Origin of the sequence: Halobacterium jilantaiense (assembly GCF_900110535.1) — an archaeon.
Taxonomy (GTDB): domain Archaea; phylum Halobacteriota; class Halobacteria; order Halobacteriales; family Halobacteriaceae; genus Halobacterium; species Halobacterium jilantaiense.
The window spans coordinates 1,868,400-1,886,057 of sequence record NZ_FOJA01000001.1 but is presented as its reverse complement, the minus strand read 5'-3'; the positions used below and the strand labels follow the sequence as shown (position 1 = coordinate 1,886,057).

Annotated in this window: 17 protein-coding genes; 5 read left to right on the top strand and 12 right to left on the bottom strand. The window is 68.7% G+C overall.

Annotated features, from left to right (window positions below; translation table 11 throughout):
- Positions 1-268 precede the first annotated feature (268 nt).
- Together BMW35_RS09665 and BMW35_RS09660 are read right to left on the bottom strand one after the other, a co-directional pair.
- A complete protein-coding gene (locus tag BMW35_RS09665; protein WP_089669238.1) occupies positions 269-1,012 on the bottom strand; it encodes a DNA polymerase sliding clamp in 744 nt (247 codons plus the stop codon).
- Between the two features lie 62 nt (positions 1,013-1,074).
- Positions 1,075-2,088 carry a sodium:calcium antiporter gene (locus BMW35_RS09660; protein ID WP_089669237.1) on the bottom strand — a complete coding sequence of 338 codons (1,014 nt, stop codon included), beginning with the start codon at positions 2,086-2,088 and terminating at the stop codon, positions 1,075-1,077.
- Between the two features lie 144 nt (positions 2,089-2,232).
- On the opposite strand from BMW35_RS09660, the gene BMW35_RS09655 reads away from it, so the two are divergent.
- Both BMW35_RS09655 and ppcA read left to right on the top strand, forming a co-directional pair.
- Entirely contained in the window at positions 2,233-3,771 is a 1,539-nt protein-coding gene (locus tag BMW35_RS09655; protein WP_089669236.1) for a DUF4382 domain-containing protein, read from the top strand.
- 80 nt (positions 3,772-3,851) lie between these two features.
- Complete coding sequence (ppcA, locus tag BMW35_RS09650; protein WP_089669235.1) at positions 3,852-5,330, top strand: phosphoenolpyruvate carboxylase; 1,479 nt, start codon at positions 3,852-3,854, stop codon at positions 5,328-5,330.
- A 9-nt stretch (positions 5,331-5,339) separates the two neighbouring features.
- On the opposite strand, the gene BMW35_RS09645 is transcribed toward ppcA, so the two are convergent.
- Positions 5,340-6,125, bottom strand: a complete 786-nt coding sequence (locus tag BMW35_RS09645; RefSeq protein ID WP_089669234.1) for a hypothetical protein — start codon at positions 6,123-6,125, stop codon at positions 5,340-5,342.
- Positions 6,126-6,247: 122 nt separating this feature from the next.
- Between BMW35_RS09645 and BMW35_RS09640 the strand changes: the two genes are divergently transcribed.
- Positions 6,248-7,030 carry a 23S rRNA (uridine(2552)-2'-O)-methyltransferase gene (locus BMW35_RS09640; protein WP_089669233.1) on the top strand — a complete coding sequence of 261 codons (783 nt, stop codon included), beginning with the start codon at positions 6,248-6,250 and terminating at the stop codon, positions 7,028-7,030.
- 13 nt (positions 7,031-7,043) lie between these two features.
- Here BMW35_RS09640 and BMW35_RS09635 read toward each other — a convergent pair whose 3' ends face one another.
- The 8 genes from BMW35_RS09635 to BMW35_RS09605 all read right to left on the bottom strand — a co-directional run bounded on the left by BMW35_RS09635 (position 7,044) and on the right by BMW35_RS09605 (position 13,543).
- Entirely contained in the window at positions 7,044-7,769 is a 726-nt protein-coding gene (locus tag BMW35_RS09635; protein ID WP_089669232.1) for a queuosine precursor transporter, read from the bottom strand.
- Complete coding sequence (locus BMW35_RS09630; RefSeq protein WP_089669231.1) at positions 7,759-7,944, bottom strand: ribbon-helix-helix domain-containing protein; 186 nt, start codon at positions 7,942-7,944, stop codon at positions 7,759-7,761. Before BMW35_RS09630 ends, BMW35_RS09635 begins: the two co-directional genes overlap by 11 nt.
- An 82-nt stretch (positions 7,945-8,026) precedes the next feature.
- Positions 8,027-9,256 (bottom strand): DUF5305 family protein, encoded by a 1,230-nt coding sequence (locus BMW35_RS09625; protein WP_089669230.1) that lies wholly within the window; start codon positions 9,254-9,256, stop codon positions 8,027-8,029.
- Positions 9,257-9,335: 79 nt separating this feature from the next.
- Entirely contained in the window at positions 9,336-10,496 is a 1,161-nt protein-coding gene (locus BMW35_RS09620) for a S26 family signal peptidase (RefSeq protein WP_089669229.1), read from the bottom strand.
- Between the two features lie 64 nt (positions 10,497-10,560).
- A complete protein-coding gene (locus BMW35_RS09615) occupies positions 10,561-12,006 on the bottom strand; it encodes a CARDB domain-containing protein (RefSeq protein WP_089669228.1) in 1,446 nt (481 codons plus the stop codon).
- A 211-nt stretch (positions 12,007-12,217) separates the two neighbouring features.
- Positions 12,218-12,349, bottom strand: coding sequence for a hypothetical protein (locus tag BMW35_RS15990; protein WP_281242484.1), 132 nt, complete (start codon positions 12,347-12,349; stop codon positions 12,218-12,220).
- A 3-nt stretch (positions 12,350-12,352) separates the two neighbouring features.
- Positions 12,353-12,988 (bottom strand): hypothetical protein, encoded by a 636-nt coding sequence (locus BMW35_RS09610; protein ID WP_089669227.1) that lies wholly within the window; start codon positions 12,986-12,988, stop codon positions 12,353-12,355.
- Positions 12,989-13,003: 15 nt separating this feature from the next.
- Complete coding sequence (locus tag BMW35_RS09605; protein WP_089669226.1) at positions 13,004-13,543, bottom strand: DUF1102 domain-containing protein; 540 nt, start codon at positions 13,541-13,543, stop codon at positions 13,004-13,006.
- A 428-nt stretch (positions 13,544-13,971) separates the two neighbouring features.
- Between BMW35_RS09605 and BMW35_RS09600 the strand changes: the two genes are divergently transcribed.
- Together BMW35_RS09600 and BMW35_RS09595 are read left to right on the top strand one after the other, a co-directional pair.
- Positions 13,972-14,559, top strand: coding sequence for a DUF7344 domain-containing protein (locus BMW35_RS09600; RefSeq protein ID WP_245708160.1), 588 nt, complete (start codon positions 13,972-13,974; stop codon positions 14,557-14,559).
- On the top strand, positions 14,552-15,298 hold the full coding sequence (locus BMW35_RS09595; protein ID WP_089669224.1) for a hypothetical protein: 747 nt from the start codon (positions 14,552-14,554) through the stop codon (positions 15,296-15,298). Before BMW35_RS09600 ends, BMW35_RS09595 begins: the two co-directional genes overlap by 8 nt.
- Before the next feature lie 126 nt (positions 15,299-15,424).
- On the opposite strand, the gene tatC is transcribed toward BMW35_RS09595, so the two are convergent.
- Positions 15,425-17,608 (bottom strand): Sec-independent protein translocase TatC, encoded by a 2,184-nt coding sequence (gene tatC / locus BMW35_RS09590; RefSeq protein WP_089669223.1) that lies wholly within the window; start codon positions 17,606-17,608, stop codon positions 15,425-15,427.
- Positions 17,609-17,658 lie beyond the last annotated feature (50 nt).

Genomic DNA, 17,658 nt, shown 5'->3' with positions numbered 1-17,658 from the left:
CGCGGGGTGGTCTCGGCCTACCACTTGAACCTACGCAGCAGACGAGAGTCGACAGATGAAACAGCCGGTAGCCGCCAGCATCCGCGAGCGAGCGGTTCGAAGAACCCGAGCGAAAGCGGTTCACGCTGCGAGCGGCGGAGCCGCGAGCAGCGGCCGACGACCGACTAACGCGAGCGAAGCGAGCGACGGGAGGGAGGAGTGCTTTTAGCGTAGCTTTTGCCAGCGAGCGAGGGCGCGTCAGCGCCCGAGTGAGTGCAGCAAAAGGTACCTAGTCAGACTGAATCCGCGGCGCGAGCATGTAGGTGACCTGACCCTGGGCTTCGGCGATGTCGAAGTGCATCTTGACGGGGTACTCGTCGCCGAGTTCGAGTTCGACCTCCGCGTCTTTCGGGATGGCCTTGTTCATGTCCTTGAGGTAGTCGAGGCTGAACAGGCTGTGGGCCGCACCGGATTCGAGGTCGATGAGCTGGTCGCGGGTGAGTTCGAGGTGGACGTCGTCCGTGTCGCCTTCCGCGTCGACGTAGAACAGTTCGTCGGCGGCGTCGACGCCGAGCGCGATGTGGTCGGAGACCATGTCGGCGGCGGTGACGGCGCGGTCGATGTCGCGGCCCTCGATGACGACGTGGGCGGGGAGGTCGAGGTCCGGGATGTCGGGCTCCTGGCGGATGGAGTCCGGGTCGATGAGCGCGAGCGTGTACTCGAGGCCGTCGATCTGGATGTGGAGTTTGCGGGTCTCCTCGTCGAGTTCGAGCTGGACGAGCTGGCCGGCGTCGGCCATGCCGGCGATGTCTTCGAGCCGGGAGAGGTTGACACCGATGAGGCCGCCGTCGGCTTCGTAGGATTCGAACGCGGCGGCGGCCAGGTCGAGATCGACCATGCCGACGTTCGCGGGGTCGACTGCGCGGATGGAGAGGCCGTCTTCGTCGAGGTGGATCTTGCACTCGTCCACCAGCACGCTCACGGAGTCCAGCGTCTCCTTGAGCGTGTCGGCGCTCACGATCGCCTTGAACATTATTGGAAGCGGCTACGCGAGCCGCCCGTAAAAAGCCCCCGTTACGGGCGCGCGCGCAAGGCCTACGTGGGAATCAGGTCCGTGAGGCCGACGGTTTCGAGCGCGAGCCACGCGACGAACGCGGCGTACAGCGCGAGGAGCGCGAGGGCTTCGCGGTCGGTGAGTTCGAGACCGGTCCGGATGACCGTGAAGAGGACGATGGTGGCGGCGACGAGGACGCCCATCATCGGCGCGGCGAACGCGAAGTCGATGGCGGTCGCGCCGCCGAGGAGGACGCCGGCTGGCACGGCGACGAGGAGGTCGAAGACGTTGCTGCCGAGGACGTTCGCGAGGCTGGTCTCGGCGTTGTCGTCGCGGGCCGCGCGCACGGAGACGACGGCGTCGGGGAGGCTGGTGCCGGCGGCGACGACCGTGAGCCCCCAGAGGAAGGCGGGCGTGCCGAGCGCGTCCCCGAGCGTGAGCGCGGCGCGGACGAGGGCTTCGACGCCGACGAGGATGAGCGCGAGGCTGCCGGCGAGCAGGAGCCAGAGCCGGGTCGGGTTGAGGTCATCCGTGGCGGGGACGGCCTGAGCGCGGTGGTCGGCGGTGTCCTGGTGCTGGACGAAGAGGTAGAGGCCGTACAGCGCGAGCGGGATGCCGGCGAGCGGGCGCGTGAGCGTCCCCGAGAGCCCGCCGAGAGGTTCGTAGATGACGGCGAACGCGAACGTGAGCAGGAGGACGGCGACCGACAGCATGTAGAACTGCGCCTCCTTGTAGACGAGGTCGCGATTCGAGTCCAGGGGCTCGCTGGTGGCGAACGTGGACGCCGCGGGGACGACGAGGATGTTGAAGATGGCGGAGCCGACGATTGCGCCGACGCCGAGGTCGAAGTCGCCGTGCAGCAGCGTGGAGAGCACGACACTGGACAGTTCGGGGAAGCTGGAGCCGACGGCGGCGACGACGGCACCCTGAACGACTGGCGGCAGCCGGTAGTGGGTGGCGAGGCCGTCCGCGGCGGCTTCGAGGCGGCCGCCGCCGACCCAGACGACGCCAGTGGCGAGGGCCGCGACCGCGAGCGCGCCGAGTACGTCGAGCACGCCGAGTTGCGACGGCGCGCCGGCCCAAACTGGTTTCGGTCCCCGTCGGAGCCGCTTAACTCGGCTTAATTCGGACAGAGAGCAGCCAAGACGACTGGACGGAGTTCTCGGTTTATGGGCGTGTGGCGTCTGGACCCGACCAGGATGAGCCGAATCGTACCGACGCTGCTGGTGGCCGCGCTCGTGGTGCTCGCCGGGTGTGCCGGCGGCATCGCGGGCCCGAACGCCGGCGGCACGGGCGACAGTTCGACGGACAGCGCGACAGACAGCGGGACGGTGCAGTTCTACCTGAGCGACGAGCGCAACGCCATCGACCAGTTCGAGCACCTGAACGTGACCGTGACGAGCGTCGGCTTCGCGACGGCCGGTGCCGCGGACGCGAACGAGACCACGGCCGACGCTGGCTCCGGGAACGAGACCGAACTCGCGGTCGAGAACGAGAGCGAGGGCGGGCTGTCGGTCGCGTTGGTCGGCGACGTGACGCCCGGCGAGAACGCGACGGTGCAGGTGACCCACGAGGGTGAGTCGGCCGCGAACGTCTCGGCGGTCGTCGAAGCTGGGGGCCGCGAACTGACCGTAGAGACTGACGCGAACGGCACCGTGACCGTCCCCATCCCCGAGGCACTCGGTGACTTCGAGGTCGAGGTCGAGACCGCCGAGAACAGCACGTACGGCGAGGCGTCGGCCTCGCTGTCCGTGGCCGCCGAGGCAGACGACTACAGCGACGAGGACGAGTCAGAGGGCGGCTGGGTCGAGCGCGACGTGGACGAGCGCAGCGTCGACCTGACCGAACTGCAGGGCGCGAACGCGACCGCGCTCGGGAACATCTCGGTGCCCGAGGGCGACTACGAGAAGGTCTTCGTGCACGTCGGCGAGGTGAACGGCACGCTGAAGACCGGCGAGGAAGTGAACGTGAAGCTGCCGTCCCAGAAGCTCCAGTTGAACGAGAACTTCACCGTGGGGAACGGCGAGCGCGTCGACTTCGTGTTCGACATCACGGTGTTCGAGGCCGGGAACTCCGGGAAGTACATCCTGAAGCCCGTCGCCAGCGAGTCCGGCACCGACGTGCCCATCGAGGACGTCGACGAGGAGCGTGGCGGTGAGGCCGAACTCGACGTCTCGGTCGTCGGGAACGCGACCGCCGGCGAGAACGCGACCGTGCGGGTGACGCGCGGCGGTGAGCCGGTCGAGAACGCGACCGTCGAGTACGGCGACGACGCGACGGTGCGGACGGACGCGAACGGCACCGCGACCGTCGCCGTGCCCGCAGACGGCGAACTCGAACTCGAAGCCGGCTACGAGAGCGGCGAGACGGAGGCCGAGGGCGAGCTCGAACTGGAGCTCGGCGAGTCCGAGAGCGAGGACAACGAATCGGAGGAGACCGAGGCCGGTGACGGCGACGACGGCGACGCGTCGGCGAGCGCCGAGGCCGACCTCGCAGTCGCCTACGACGGCACGTTCGCGGCGAACGAGACGGTGACCCTGTCCGTCACCGACGGCGACGGCGAGGCCGTGGAGGACGCGACCGTCGAGCTCGACGGTGAGGTCGTCGGCGAGACCGACGAGAAGGGCGAGCTGGCCGTCGACCTCCCGAGTGACGTGTCGATGGCCTCGGAGCTGACGGTGACGGCGGACGGCGAGTCCGTCACCGTCGACGCGTCGACGGTCGCCGCGGCGAACTGACGAGCGGGGGCGAGCCGGCCCGAGCTGCCAGTTTTTGCGGCCGTCTGTTTCTTTTTGTGAGTTCGTGCCATGGACGGTGTATGGCGGACGTACCACGCGTGATGAGCACGCAGCACCCGGACAACGCGACGCTCCCGTTCTTCGCGGCCGACGACGTCATCGAGGGCGAGGACGAGATTCAGGAGGCGTACTACGTGTACTCTCACCTGGGCTGCGACGAGCAGATGTGGGACTTCGAGGGGAAGGAGGGCGACGAGTACGCGGTGAAGAAGCTGCTGTCGCGGTACCCGGACTTCTTCGCGGCCAACCGACTCGGGAACGGCACCAGGCTCACCGTCCGCGGGCCGAACCCCGACCTCGAGGCGTCGGAGGCGAAGATTCTCCTCGAAATTCTGGAGAGCGTGCCGCGGTCGTTCGACGCCGCGAGCCGGTTCGCCGGCGAGCACGACATCGACGTGATTCCGCCGATTCACGAGGTCATCGTGCCGATGGTGACGAGCGCCGACCAGCTGAACGCCGTCCACGAGTACTACGAGCGGTTCGTGACCGGGAAGGCCGACGCCGAGGTGTGGGACGGCCGCACCGTCGGGGACTGGGTCGGCGGCTTCGAGCCGGAGTCCGTCGCGGTCATCCCGCTCATCGAGGAGCGCGAGGCGATGCTGGCCGCCGACGACGTGGTCCGCGAGTACGCCGCGGCCCAAGACCGGGAGGGCGTCCGGGTGTTCCTCGCGCGCTCGGACCCGGCGCTGAACTACGGCTGTCTGGCCGCCGACCTTATCAACAAGGTGGCGCTCCAGCGGCTCTACGAGATGAGCGCGGAGACCGGCGTCGACGTCCACCCGATTCTCGGCGCGGGGTCAGCGCCGTTCCGCGGGAACCTCACGCCCGAACGCGCGGCCGAGACCGCCGACGCCTACAGCGAGGTGGAGACGTTCACCGTGCAGTCGGCGTTCAAGTACGACTACCCGGTGGAGACCGTCCGAGACGGGGTCGCTGCACTCCGGGAGGCGGACCTCGGTGCGCCGCCCGACCGCATCGACGAGGAGCGCGCGCTGGCCGTCGTCGACCGCACCGCCGACGCGTACGCCGACCAGGTCGACGCCATCGCGCCGACGGTGAATCGGCTGTCGTCGTTCGTGCCGGACCGCCGCGCCCGCAAACTCCACGTCGGGCTGTTCGGTTACTCGCGGGAGGTCGGGGAGAACGCGCTGCCGCGGGCAATCGGCTACACGGCGTCGCTGTACGCCGTCGGCTGTCCGCCGACGCTGCTCGGCGCGCACGCGCTCACCGACGAGGACGCCGCGTTCGTCCGGGAGGCGTTCCCGACGTACTTCGACCACCTCCGGGACGCCGCCCGCTACTTCGACCCGCGGTGTACGGACGTGCTGGACCTCGACAGCGACGACCTCGCCGCTGCTGTCGACCACGTGGACGTCGAACCAAACGAGGAGCACCGGGCGGCCACCGGCGACGCCATCGACGCGTTTCAGGCCGGCCGCGACGACGCGCTCCGGTCGGCGATAGGGCGGGGGGCGCGCGAACGCCAGTTCCTCGGCTGACCGCCTCGGCTAGCCGTCGGTCGGCTCGGTCGGCCGCGAGCAGACCAGACAGAGCGTGTCGTCCCCGACCCAGTTGACGTGCCGGGAGCCACACGACGGACACTCGTGGTGGTCGGTGGCGTACTCCGTCGTCCCCCGGGGCGCGGCGAGGTAGCCGTCCTCGACGGCCGCCGCGACCAGACTCGGGAGCCGCTGGCGTTTGTACGTCGCGCGGTGTGCGAGGAACGCGCCCGGGTCGCCGGGGTCGGGGCCGTGGAGGTCCGACCACGACACCGCGATTTCGCCGTCCGCCTGCCCGCGCGCGAACTGCTGGACGAGGTCGGCAGCGGCCTCGAACAGCGGCGTGGTCGCCAGCGCCTGCGGCGAGTCGACTGCGTCGGCGGCGTCGCGGTAGGCGTCGGCCGCCGCCTCGTAGGCCGCCTCGACGCCGTCGAGCCCGCCGACCGCCCGGAAGTCGGCGACGAACTCGTCGAAACACGCTGCCCGCGCGGGGTGCCGGTCGGCGTACGACCGCCGGAGGTCCCGCGCGACCGCGACGCCCTCGACGGCGCGGTCGGTCGCGCGAGCCGGCGCGCCGGCCACCCGGTAGGCGGCCGCGCTCGCCGCGAGGTGCGCCAGCCCCTCGCCCACCCAGCCCTGCTCGTCGGCGTCGAACGGCGACACGTCCTGTTCGCCGCGGGGTGCCGACAGCACCCGCCAGCCGGCGCGAGCGTACGCGTCGCCGGCGCGTCCGTACTCGCGGGCCGCCAGCGCGTCGACCGCCTCGTCGTAGAAGCCGCCGTCCTCGGTGCGCATACGCGACCGGAGGGCGGCCAGCGCCTCAAGCGTTCCCGTCGCCGGCGAGTGAGCGGGCAGACGCCCGGCTCGCCCCGCCGAACGACGAAACTTTCCGTTCCGGCACCCTCGCTACGGGCATCATGGGTAACGGGAAGGACCACTACTACAACAAGTCGAAGCAGGAGGGGTACCGGTCGCGGTCCGCGTACAAGCTCCAGCAGCTCGACGACCGGTTCGACATCCTGTTCGGCGGCGCGTCCGTCGTCGACCTCGGGGCGGCACCGGGCGGCTGGCTGCAGGTGGCGGCCGAGCGCGTCGGCGCTCGCGGGAAGGTCGTGGGCGTGGACTTCCAGAGCATCTCGCACTTCGAGACGGACGCGGGTCTGGAGACGGTGCGCGGCGACATGACCACCGAGGAAACCAGAGAGCACGTCCGGACGGCGGCGAACGGCAGCGCGGACGTCGTCATCTCGGACATGGCACCGAACATGACCGGCGAGTACGACCTCGACCACGCGCGGTCGGTCCACCTCGCGCGGCAGGCCCTCGATACGGCCCGCGAGCTGCTGGACGCCGGCGGTCACTTCGTCGTGAAGGTGTTCGACGGCCGGGACTTCCAGGGCTTCCTGGCGGACGTCGAAGACGAGTTCGCGTTCGTCGCGACGAACAGCCCGGACGCCTCCCGAGACGCGTCCTCGGAGCTGTACGTCGTCGGGAAGAACCGCATCGTCGCGCCGGTCGCGGAGGGCGACGAGCTCACCGTCGACATCGCCGACGAGGGGGACGAGGGCGACGGCATCGCGCGCGTCGACGGGTATACGCTGTTCGTGGACGGCGCGACGGAGGGCGAGACCGTCGACGTGACGGTGACGGACCTGAAGCCGAACTACGGCTTCGCGGAACTGCGCGACGGAGACGAGTAGCGCGCGTATCGGGTCAGTCGGCGGCGGGGTCGGGCGTCGCGTCGGGTTCAGCGCCGCGGACGGCCCGGACGACGGCGTAGACGAACGGCGTGTCGCCGACGGCGATGCCGAGCTTGAGGACGTACTGGCCGACGATGAGCGCGAGAATCTGGCTCACTTCGTAGACCTGTCCGACGCCGAACAGCGTCGGCGCTGCCCAGAACGCGACGGTGACGAAGATGACGGTGTCGATGGCCTGACTCGTGGCCGTGGAGCCGACGTTGCGCAGCCAGAGGTGGTCGCCGCCGGTGCGGTCGCGGATGGCGTGGAACACCACCACGTCCCAGTTCTGGCTGACGACGTACGCCAGCAGCGAGCCGGCGACGATGTTCGCGGAGGACAGCAGGACCGACGAGAACTCGCTCTGGCCGACGCCGGAGAACGGCGCGATGGGGGCCTGGACGGTGCTGTAGACGAGCGCGAGCAACACGAAGTTCATCGCGAAGCCGACGTTCACCATCACCTGCGCGGGCCGCCGGCCGTACAGCTCCGAGTAGCAGTCGGAGGCGAAGAACGTCACGGCGTACGCGAGCGCAGCGCCCGGCAGCACGAGCGAACTCCCGGTGTGGGGCAAGGAGACCGGGATGTCGAACAGCAGGAGCTTCGAGGCGGTGAGCTGGGCGGTGACGAGCGCGGTGACGAACAGCGCGACGAGTGCGACCTGGCCGCCCGCGAGGCGGTCGCTGGCGCTACTCGCCATCCTCGCCCTCCCCGAGTCGGCCCTGTCGGTCGTCGATGTCGTCGAGGATGTCCAGCGTCTTCCGAACCGACGCCCGGATGGCCTCGCTGCGGTTCACGAACTTGCCGTTCTCCCCGACGTGGTCGTCCAGGTCGTCGAGGAGTTCGGCCGGCACTTCGACGCTTATCTTGGGCATATGCCCTAGAGAATATCGTGAGAATATAAGCGGGTCGTTCGCCGGCGAGTCCGGGGCCGACCGGGCGGGCCGGCGAGTGCTGTCAGTCCTCGGCCTCGACGGTCGGCGAGTCCGGTGGCGGTGCTTTGCCGTCGTCGTCGGCTTCCGGACCCGAGTCGGCGGTCACGCCCTCGACGAGGTCCTCGTCGGGGTCGCGGTCGGTCGTCACGCCGAGCGCGTCGAAATCGCCCGCGAGCGGCGACACCACGTCCGGTTCCGCCGGCGGCTCGTAGACGACGAGGAGGTCGCGAGTGACGGCGTAGAACGAGCCGCTGGCGGCGTCCTCGACGACGCCGACGTCGGCGTCGATGGCGTAGTCCACGAGGTCGGCCAGCGACTCGGCGTCGGCGCACTCGCGGTCGCGGATGGTTGCCGGCAGCCGCGCCCGCACCACCCACTCGTCGAACTCGGCGCGCTCGTCGCGGAACGCGAGGTAGTCGCGTTCGGCGTCGGTCAGCCCCGGCTCGTCGCGGCGGTACGCCGCGCCGAGCGCTCCGAGCCCGGCCAGCCCCGCGAGGAGCAGGAGCGGGCCGCCGACGGTCCACAGGGGCCCGTAGGACTTCGCGACCTGAACCGTGCGCTGGGTGGTGGCCGCTTCGCTGGTCGGGCCGGGCGCGTCGACGCCGTACGTCGACCCGGCGATAGTGAGCGGGACGGACTGCGTGTACGAGACCGGGTACTCGCTGCCGGCGACCGCGCCGGTGGCGTTGACTGCGACCGAGATGGTCGCGGTCACCTCGCCGGCGGTGTCGCCGAGCCCCTGCTGGATGTCTGTGGCGCGTTCGTCGACCCGGCTGGCGTTCACGTCGAAGGCGACCGACGTGGTCTCGCCCGGCGCGAGCGTCGCGTCCGTGGTCGCCAGGCGCTCGCGGTCCGTCCAGTACGTCGCGCTCTCGCCAGTCGACGACAGCACGAGCGTCGCCGTCGCCGTCACGTCGACCGGTTCGGCGTCCCCGGTCGGGTCGGCGTACGAGACCCTGTAGGTGCCGTCGAGGATCGGCGACGCGCCGACGAAGTACGTCGACCGCCCCTCCAGCGTCTCCCCCACCTCGAACACCGGATTCTCTCGGGTCACTGTCGCGGAGTGCCCGAACTCGCCGCCGACGGCCCAGTGTTCGACGGTCTGGCGTTCCGTCGTGGTCCCCGGTGCGGCGTGCGCAGTCCCCGCTGCGTACCCCCCTGCGGCCGCCAGCACCGCGAACGCGACGACGAGTACGACGAACCACTCGCCGGCGAACGCACGGAGCCGCAGCCACCGCGTCTCCCCTGTCATGTGCGCTCACACTCTGGTCCGCCGACAAAGAATTGTCGATTGGTTGAACGGTGGTGGCGGGCGAAACGACCGCCGACGCTCACCGGAGGAGTCGTCGCAGCCGGCCGGCGAGAGACCGACCGTGGCGGCTCTCCCGGCGGCGCACCCGCACGCGCCGGCCGCGCAGGAACACCAGCCCGAGGACGGCGACGACGGACGCCAGCACGCTGTCGACGGCGACGATGGGCAGCCACGGGTGGAGCTCGTAGAGTGCGTCGAGAAGCGGAGCGGGCAGCAACAGGAGGTAGCGGTGTTCGGTCACGTAGCGCCGGTAGTAGCCCGTGTCGTCGGGGGCTGACAGTGTCAGCCGGGCGGTCGCCTCGCCGCGCGACCCCACCCGGAGGCGGTTCGGTTCGACCGCGACCCCCTCGCTGGCGGGTTCGAGGTACGACACCACCGGCACAAAACCGCCGTTGGCCACTCCGTAGTCGAACGTCGAGGACGCACCCTGCCTGATGACGGTGGGGTTCTCCGAGCTGAACTCGGCGCTCACGACGCCGAACTGTTCCGTACTCGCGGGCACCACCATCGCGGCCGTCGCCGACACGACGAGTACTGCCGCGAGCGCGGCGACGACGAGTCCCGGCGAGACGCCGCTCTCGCGGTCGCGGCTCCGGCTGCGGTCCCGGCCCGGCCCGTCGTCCAGCAGCAGGTCGACGACGTACAGCAGCACCGACAGCCCGAACAGGATGTACGTCAGGCCCTGCGTGCCGAGCAGCGACCGCGACCCGGTCGCCGCCGCGAGGCGGCGCTGCGCGTTCGAGAACGCGTCCTGTATCGCCGTCACGCCCGTGCCGAGGCTCGGAATTACGACGGCCTCGCCGTTCACCTGGAGCGCGTGGGCGACGATCTGGCCGCGTTTCACCGGCGGCTCGTCGCCGTCCTGGTCGGTGAAGGGGTTGGCGTCACCCCTGGTGACGAATCCGCGGTCGGTCTCGCCGACCACGCGGTGCGTGGTGAGGCCGCCGCCGTGGAGTTCCTGCGCGCGGAAGACGACCACGTCGCCCTCCTCGGCGTCGCCCGCGAGCGGCGCTGGCACGGAGACGAAGCCGTCGCCCGGCTCCATCGTCGGCGACATGCTCCCGGTCTCGACGTACCCGAGCAACACCGGGTAGCCGAGCACCTGGCCGGCGGCCAGCGCCACGACCACCAGCACCACCGCCGCCTCTCCGGTCAGCGTGAGCGCTCGGCGTGGCGTCATCCGGTCGCTCGCACCGACGTGTCAGCCGCTCAAGTAGCTTGCGCCGCGCGGCCGCCCCGGCCACTCACTCCTCGTCGCCCCGCCGACGCCACGCGGCGATGCCGACGACGACCAGCACGACCGCGAATCCCGCCGCCGCGAGCGTCTCGACGTCGAAGCCCGCGGGCTCGGCCAGCGGGTCGTCCGCGGCGTCGGCGGGTTCGGCCGCCGAGACGTCGCCGTCCGTTCCGTCGTCCGAGGAACTGCTGTCCCCGGCCTCGACGACGAGCGTGCCGGCGTCGACGCCATCCACCGCAATCGCGTGCTCGCCCGATTCGGGCGCGACTGGGGCCGTCACGGTCGCCGTCTCGCCCGCGTCGAGACGCACGCTGCGCTCCGCGACCACCGCACCGTCGACGGTCACCGGCACCGTCCGCTCGCCCGCCGCGCCGCCGTCGTTGACGACGGTCGCCGTCACTGTCGCCGAGTCGTCGGCCCCGATCGACGACGGCGACACGGACGCCTCTCTGACGGCGATGTCGGGGCGTTCCGCCGCCAGCACGAACGTCGAGAAGTCGTCCGCCGTCCCCTCGACGACCACGCCGCCCTCGCGCTCGCCGACGACCGACAGCGGGACCTCGCTCCACTCGCCGTCGCTCTGGCGGTACAACGAGAGGTCGCCGACGTCCGCCACCGCGACGTCGTCGAGGAACGCGTCGTCGACCGTCAGCCGGAACGTCGCCGCGTCGACGGCGGCGCTGGCGTCGACCCGGACCGCGCCCAGTTCGTCGGCCGCGGCGCTCGGCACCGGCTCCGTCCCGGTCCGCTCGACGTCCACCGTCATCGCGTCACTCGACGCGGGCGTCACTGTCAGGGACTCCAGGACCGCCGCCCGGTCGCCCTCGCCCGCGACGACCAGTCGCGTGTCGAGGGTGAGCGAATCGCCGGCCGTCGGTGACAGCATCGTGAACGACACCGAATCCGAGCCCGCCGCCCGGCGCTGGACCGCCGGAATCGACACCTCGGTGTCGTCGGTGGCCGGCTCGTCCGTCGTCTCGCGCTCGCCGCCGTCGGCCACGCGCGAGTGGACCGTCAGTTCGCCGGGGCGCACGTCGCCCGCACTCGTGTTCACTCGGACGCTCACCGGCACGACCTCGCTGGGACCGACGCGCACGCGCTCCGCCGCCGAGCCCGCCCGCTGGCCGTCGACCTCGAAGGCGACCGCCGCCGAGTCCGCCGTCACCCAGACCTCCGCGTACCGGTCGCCCGTGTACCGAACGTAGAACACCTCCTCGAACGCCGTCACCGCACCCGGGTTCAGACCCGCGTCGCCCGGCGCGAGGTCCAGCGCCAGCTCGCCGTCCGCCCCGACAGACGCGTACTCGCTGTCGGTCGCCGGCAGCAGCTCCACCTCGCCGCGCGCGTCCACGGCGTCGCTGGGACCGCCCAGCAGCGGCGCGGCTGCCGACGGGAGGACGAGTGTCCCCGCGAGCGCGAACGCCGCAGCGAGTGCGAGTGTGCGTCGACCCATGTGCCTCGTGCCGGACGACCCCCGTCCAGTCACCCGGGACAACGACCCACTAGCGGGTAGTATTGGGGAGCCTGAACGGAGTCAAAATGGCATTATCCGGCAGGGGCTTCACCCCAGAATCTCGACGTGATATCTTCCAGCAGCGGTACGCGGTCGAATTAAATGGACAAGACCCGTCAGGGTTTGTCCCGGCGGTCTTCGGTTAACGAGACTATTCGGTACTATCTGTGAAGAGGTCCGCTATCTCTTCGTTGATTGCCTCCCGGCTTATGTCCTGGTCGGAGAGGTCGAACTCGGTGTTGATCATCTCTCCGTACGTGCTCAGTGTTGGGTCATCTGCCATGGTTTACATCTCCCGAGCGTGGATCTCGACTTGGTCGCTGATGCTGGCGTTGCCTATCGCCTCGGCTGACACCACCAGTCCGATGAGATTGAACGTCAGTTTTTGTCCCGGATCCAGGTTCTTAATCCCAATAAATGAGATATCTTCGGGAACAGGGAACCATCCCGAATAGTCCCATTCAATGTCGACCTCGACGTTGTCGTCTGGGTTCTCTGGAACGAGCAGAACTGCGAGTGCGCCATCAACTCCCGGCGGGAACACCGAACCCTCGATGTCACCATACGCGAGCGGGGTGACCGTCACTTCGACAGTCTGCGCCTGCTGGTTCTTGATCTCGAACACGTTCGCGATGCTGGTAATCGCGTTGGCGTTCAGCCCCTGGCCGCCATGGAGGCCGTCACCAATATTGTTGTTGCTCCCCGTGAGATTAATCGCCAGCGCGTCGTTCGAGGTTGTGTCGACGTAGTTCCCGTTGGGGCCATCAGTCGGCTGAATTCCTAGAAGCGCATTCGAGTCACTGGCGACGGTTACGTCGATGTTCCGTTCTGCTTCAGTACTACTGAATGCACCCGTTCCGATGGCAGCTGCGCCCCCGCTTCCAATCACCCCCAGGCTAGCTATGAATTGTCTCCGGTTCATGTGTCAATCCTCGTATTACGGGCTAGACGTCGCCGCGGCGGTGAAGGTGACCGAGTCGAGCAGCTCGTCGCCGTCGCTGACACCCTCTCCTTCAGTGTCGATCTTGATGCTGATGGTCTCCGAACCACCAGCCGCCAACGTGAGTGGGTTACTACTGATCGAGTCGGCGTAGCTGGTGCTGGGATAGAACTTGACTAGGCCGTCGTTGTCTCCCGCTTTACTGATGGAGAGTTCGACCTCCTGAGTCCCCTGGTTCTTGATCTTGAAGACCTGGTTGATTTTCGTGACTGCATCGGGGTTGACTCCGTCACCACCGTTCGCCGTGCTGTTACCGGAGTCCAGGTCGATAGAGAGCGTGCTACCGCTGCCGTCGTCGGTCACGTAAGAGGAGCTCGATGCAAGACCTTTGAGCTGAAGGTACGCCGAATTGTCTCCCGCGACTTCGACATCCACGTTCCGCGTTGCAGTCACTTGCGTGAACGCGCCCGTACCAATTCCTGCTGCCCCGGCGGCAGCGAGCGATCCGAGTCCTGCGATGAACTTGCGACGTTGCATTGTTGTGGATACCTCGTTGCTGCACTCCCGCGGGCACCGCACGCCCCGGAAGCGCTCACTCGACCCATCATCCCCTTGGTAGGTAGTATTGACACACCAGAGACAGATTCACGCACGGACTGAGAATCGGCGGCGCGGCGAAAGGCGCGGTTATCGGTCGGAGCGAAACCGGATGGAGCGCTCTGACCGCAGGGGTCGGACACGGTTCCGAGCGAACGACACGCCTGAACGACCGCTTAATCTAGGCGGAGGTGCGCCGAACCGTCACCGATGGCGGGTGGAAAAACCACCAGCTTGAGACGCTGTCTCGCGTCATCTCGTTCGGCAGCCGCATCGTATCGCGCCGATTACAGCAGATGCGTAACCAGTCAGCGAGAAATAAAAGGTAGCCAACATTTATTAGCCGTGCAACTGGTTGTCGGATTGTTGTGTCATCCACACGTCAGCGGGGGGACGTGGCGGAGTCGCCGGAGCCGTCGGAGCCGACGGAAGACGAGGTCTTCGACGTGCTGTCCAGCCGACGCCGCCGGTACGCGCTCCACATGCTCAAGGGGAGAGACGAAGCCGTCGAACTCGGCGACGTCGCCGAGCAGGTCGCCGCGTGGGAGTACGGCGAGGACGTGGCCGACGTCTCCTACGACGAGCGCAAGCGCGTCTACACCGCACTCCAGCAGTCCCACCTGCCGAAGATGGACGACGCGGGAGTCGTATCGTTCGACAAGAACAGGGGGGTCGTAGAGCCGACGCCAGCCATCGACGACGTCCGCGTCTACATGGACGTCGTGAAGGGGCGAGAGATTCCGTGGAGCGAGTACTACCTCGGACTCTCCGCCGTCGCGGCGACGCTGCTCGGCGCGGTCGCGCTGGACGCGTGGCCGTTCGCGATGCTTCCGGACCTCGCGTGGGGGGTGGCCGCCGTCGCAGCGTTCGCCGTCTCGGCCGTCGTCCACCGGTACTACGCCCGGCAGACGGCGCTTGGACGCGGCCCCGCGCCCGCGGAGCTCGACAATGCGTAAACTCAGAGCCGCGAGCGTCGCGCTGCTGGTCGTCGCGAGCGCCGGCCTCGTGTTCGGCTCGATGGGGTTCAGTTCGGTGGCCGCCGACCGCGGTGTCAGCGTCGCAGTCGCCGACGACGACAACGCCCTCGTCGGCTACCATACGGAGGACCTCGAGAAGGTTGAAGACGGCCGATTCACCCTCGTGGCCGTAGAGAACCAGCTGGCGAGCGACGCGAATGTCACGGACGTCACCGTGGGGACCAATGATGACGCGGTCGAGGTGAACAATGTTTCAGAGCCGTTCGTCGGCACAGGCCAGACGAGTAAGGTCCGCGCGGACGTCGACTGCCAGCCGGGCGGGTCGGCGACGCTCACCGTCTCCGTGACCGTCGAGGCCGAAGGCGTCACGGCGGAGATTTCCGGCGACACGGCGACGCGGACCTTCGACGTGACGTGCGAGGACATGGAATCCCGCGACAGCGACGTCCGGTTCGACGGCTGGGGGAACGTCCACTTCGACGGCTGGAATCAGGAAGCGTTGAACGTCACGTACTGGGTCAAGTCGAAGGGCGGTTTCGACCGCGACACCGTCGAAGTCGGTCACTCGGAGACCCTCAAGCACGCGATTAGTGGGAAGGACACGAAGTTCGTCGCCGTCTACGTCGAGGCGACCAACAGGACGTACTTCAATTCGAAGTTCGAGGACGCGCCCGACGAACACAGCGTCGACGGCAAGCAGGGCCCGGGCGACGACTGACAGCGGCCGAGTTCACATCTGCTGCACCGGAGGCGAGACGAGGACCCCTCAGAGACGACAGGAACCCACACGACGCGACTATTCTGGAGAGAGAGTGGGTCGAGCGAATCGACGGCAGTCCGGCAGTCACTCCCCGACGGCCCGGCCCGACCCGCCTCGCCGGCCGCCGAGCGTGACGAGGTACAGCAGCCCGAGCCCCACGAGGTACATCGCGACCATCGGGAGCGCGATGACGAACATCGTGTAGAGGCTGTCCGGGGTCAGCAGCGCGGACGCGGCGAAGATGGCGAGGACGGGCACCCGCCAGCGTGCCCGCATCGTGTCGAAGGAGACGATGCCGCCGACGTGGAACAGCACCATCGTCACGGGGATGTCAGCGAGCAGCCCGATACCGACCGTCAGTAGGAAGATGAGCCACGCGAACGTGCTGACGGTGTAACTGATGACCATCCCCTCCCGGAGCGCGTCGTACACGAGGTAGGAGATGACTTCGGGCGCGATGAAGCTGTACCCGAGGTAGCTGCCGGCGGCGAGCGCGACGACGATGCTACCGCCCCAGACGAGGATGGTGCGGCGGTCGCCGGTCACGACCCCGCGGTCCGAGAGCGCCGGCCAGAGGTAGTAGACGATCATCGGGAGGACGGCGATAGCCGCGATGACGACGGAGAGTTTCACCTGGAAGACCAGCGCCTCGACCGGGTGGAGGGTGATCGGCCAGGCCGCGGCCTCCGGCTGGACTTCGGCGGGGATGCGGGCGATGAAGTCGTCCCGGAGGTCGCCGAAGCCGCCGTAGTACAGCCAGCCGAACAGCGCCACCATGACGACCATGAACGTCCCGACGATGTGGAACGCCCGCGAGCGCAGGCTGGAGAGCACGAACCGGATGTCGTAGTAGTAGCCGCCGATGTCGTCTTCCGTGGTCTCTTCGTCGGTGAACGCGTCCATCATGCCCGCCGCCGTGCTCTGGACGGGGTTCGAGTCGTCGCCCGCTGCCTCGTCCGCGTCCTCGGCCTCGGCCGCCTCCTCGGCGGCCGCCTGGATTTCGTCGAAGCGGTCGAGGACGAGCTGAGCTTTCTCGTCGTCGCCGTCGTCGAGCGCGCGCTGGGCCGTCGCGAGCGCCTCGTCCTCGCTCAGCGCCGCGAACGCCTCCGGCGGCGCGCCGCGGACGCCCGCGGCGTCGAGTTCGTCGAGGTCGATGGCCGCCGGGTCGGGCCGGCGGTTCCGTTCGGCGACCACGCGGGCGGCGCGGTCGACGGCGACGTACGCGTAGTACAGCGCCGCAGCTACCAGTGCGAGGACGGCGACGAGGCCACCGAGAAGCAGGTAGCCGGTCTCCGGTGGCACGCCCAGCGCCTCCGCGACTGTCGGTACCCGTACCTGGGAGCCGATGAACGCCAGTCCGTCGTTGAACGCCCCGACGGCACCGTACATCCCGGCCGCGTAGCCGCCCGCGAACCCGAGCACGCCGACGCCGAGGATGCGGTTCCAGCGCTCCCGGAACACCCCGGAGACGTCGACGTGTTCGCGGCCGCGCTTCATCGTCACCAGTATCTTCGAGATGTAGAGGCTCAGGCCGTAGAGGAGGATGAGCGGCGTCGCCCACAGAATCTGGGTGAACGGGTCCGGCGGGGAGAAGAACGCGCCGAACGCGAAGATGCCCATGACGGCGTACTTCCACTTGTCGCGGAACACCTCGTAGGGGACGACCCCGGAGTACGACAGCGCCCCCATCAGGAGGGGGAGCTGGGCGGCCAGCGCGAACGACAGCGCGAGGAAGAAGATGAACTCCGTCCACTTCACGATGGAGTACTTCGGCGCGAGTCCCGCGCCGACCGCGTTCCCGGCGAGGAAGTCGAACATCAGCGGGAAGAACAGGAAGTACGCGTACAGGATACCGAGCGTCGCGAGCCCGATGCACAGCAGGCCGACGACGGCGGCGTGCCAGCGTTTGACCGTCACGTCGGGGATGATGTCTCGGTCCCGGAGCGGCTCCCGGGCGTGGTAGAGCAGAACTGGAACCGCCGCGGCGACGCCGCCGAACAGCCCGATTTTCACCTGCATCAGGATGACGTCGAACGGCGTCTGTGCGATGACCTGCGCTTCGGCCGCCAGCAGATCTGCCTCGAGTTGCGGCCAGATGTACAGCCGCATCAGGAAGATACCGCCGAGCAAGCCGACGACGAACGCGATGAAGACGTGCTGGAGGCGCTCCTGGGCAGCGCGGAGCACGACGCCGATCGACTCCCGGCCAGTGCCGATGGCGCGCGCCGTCTCCGGGCCGACGATGCCGTCCGAGCCGGAGCTACTCATTGTGACGGCGTACCTCCCTCGCAGTTATCAATCTTCCCGTCGACTGGCAA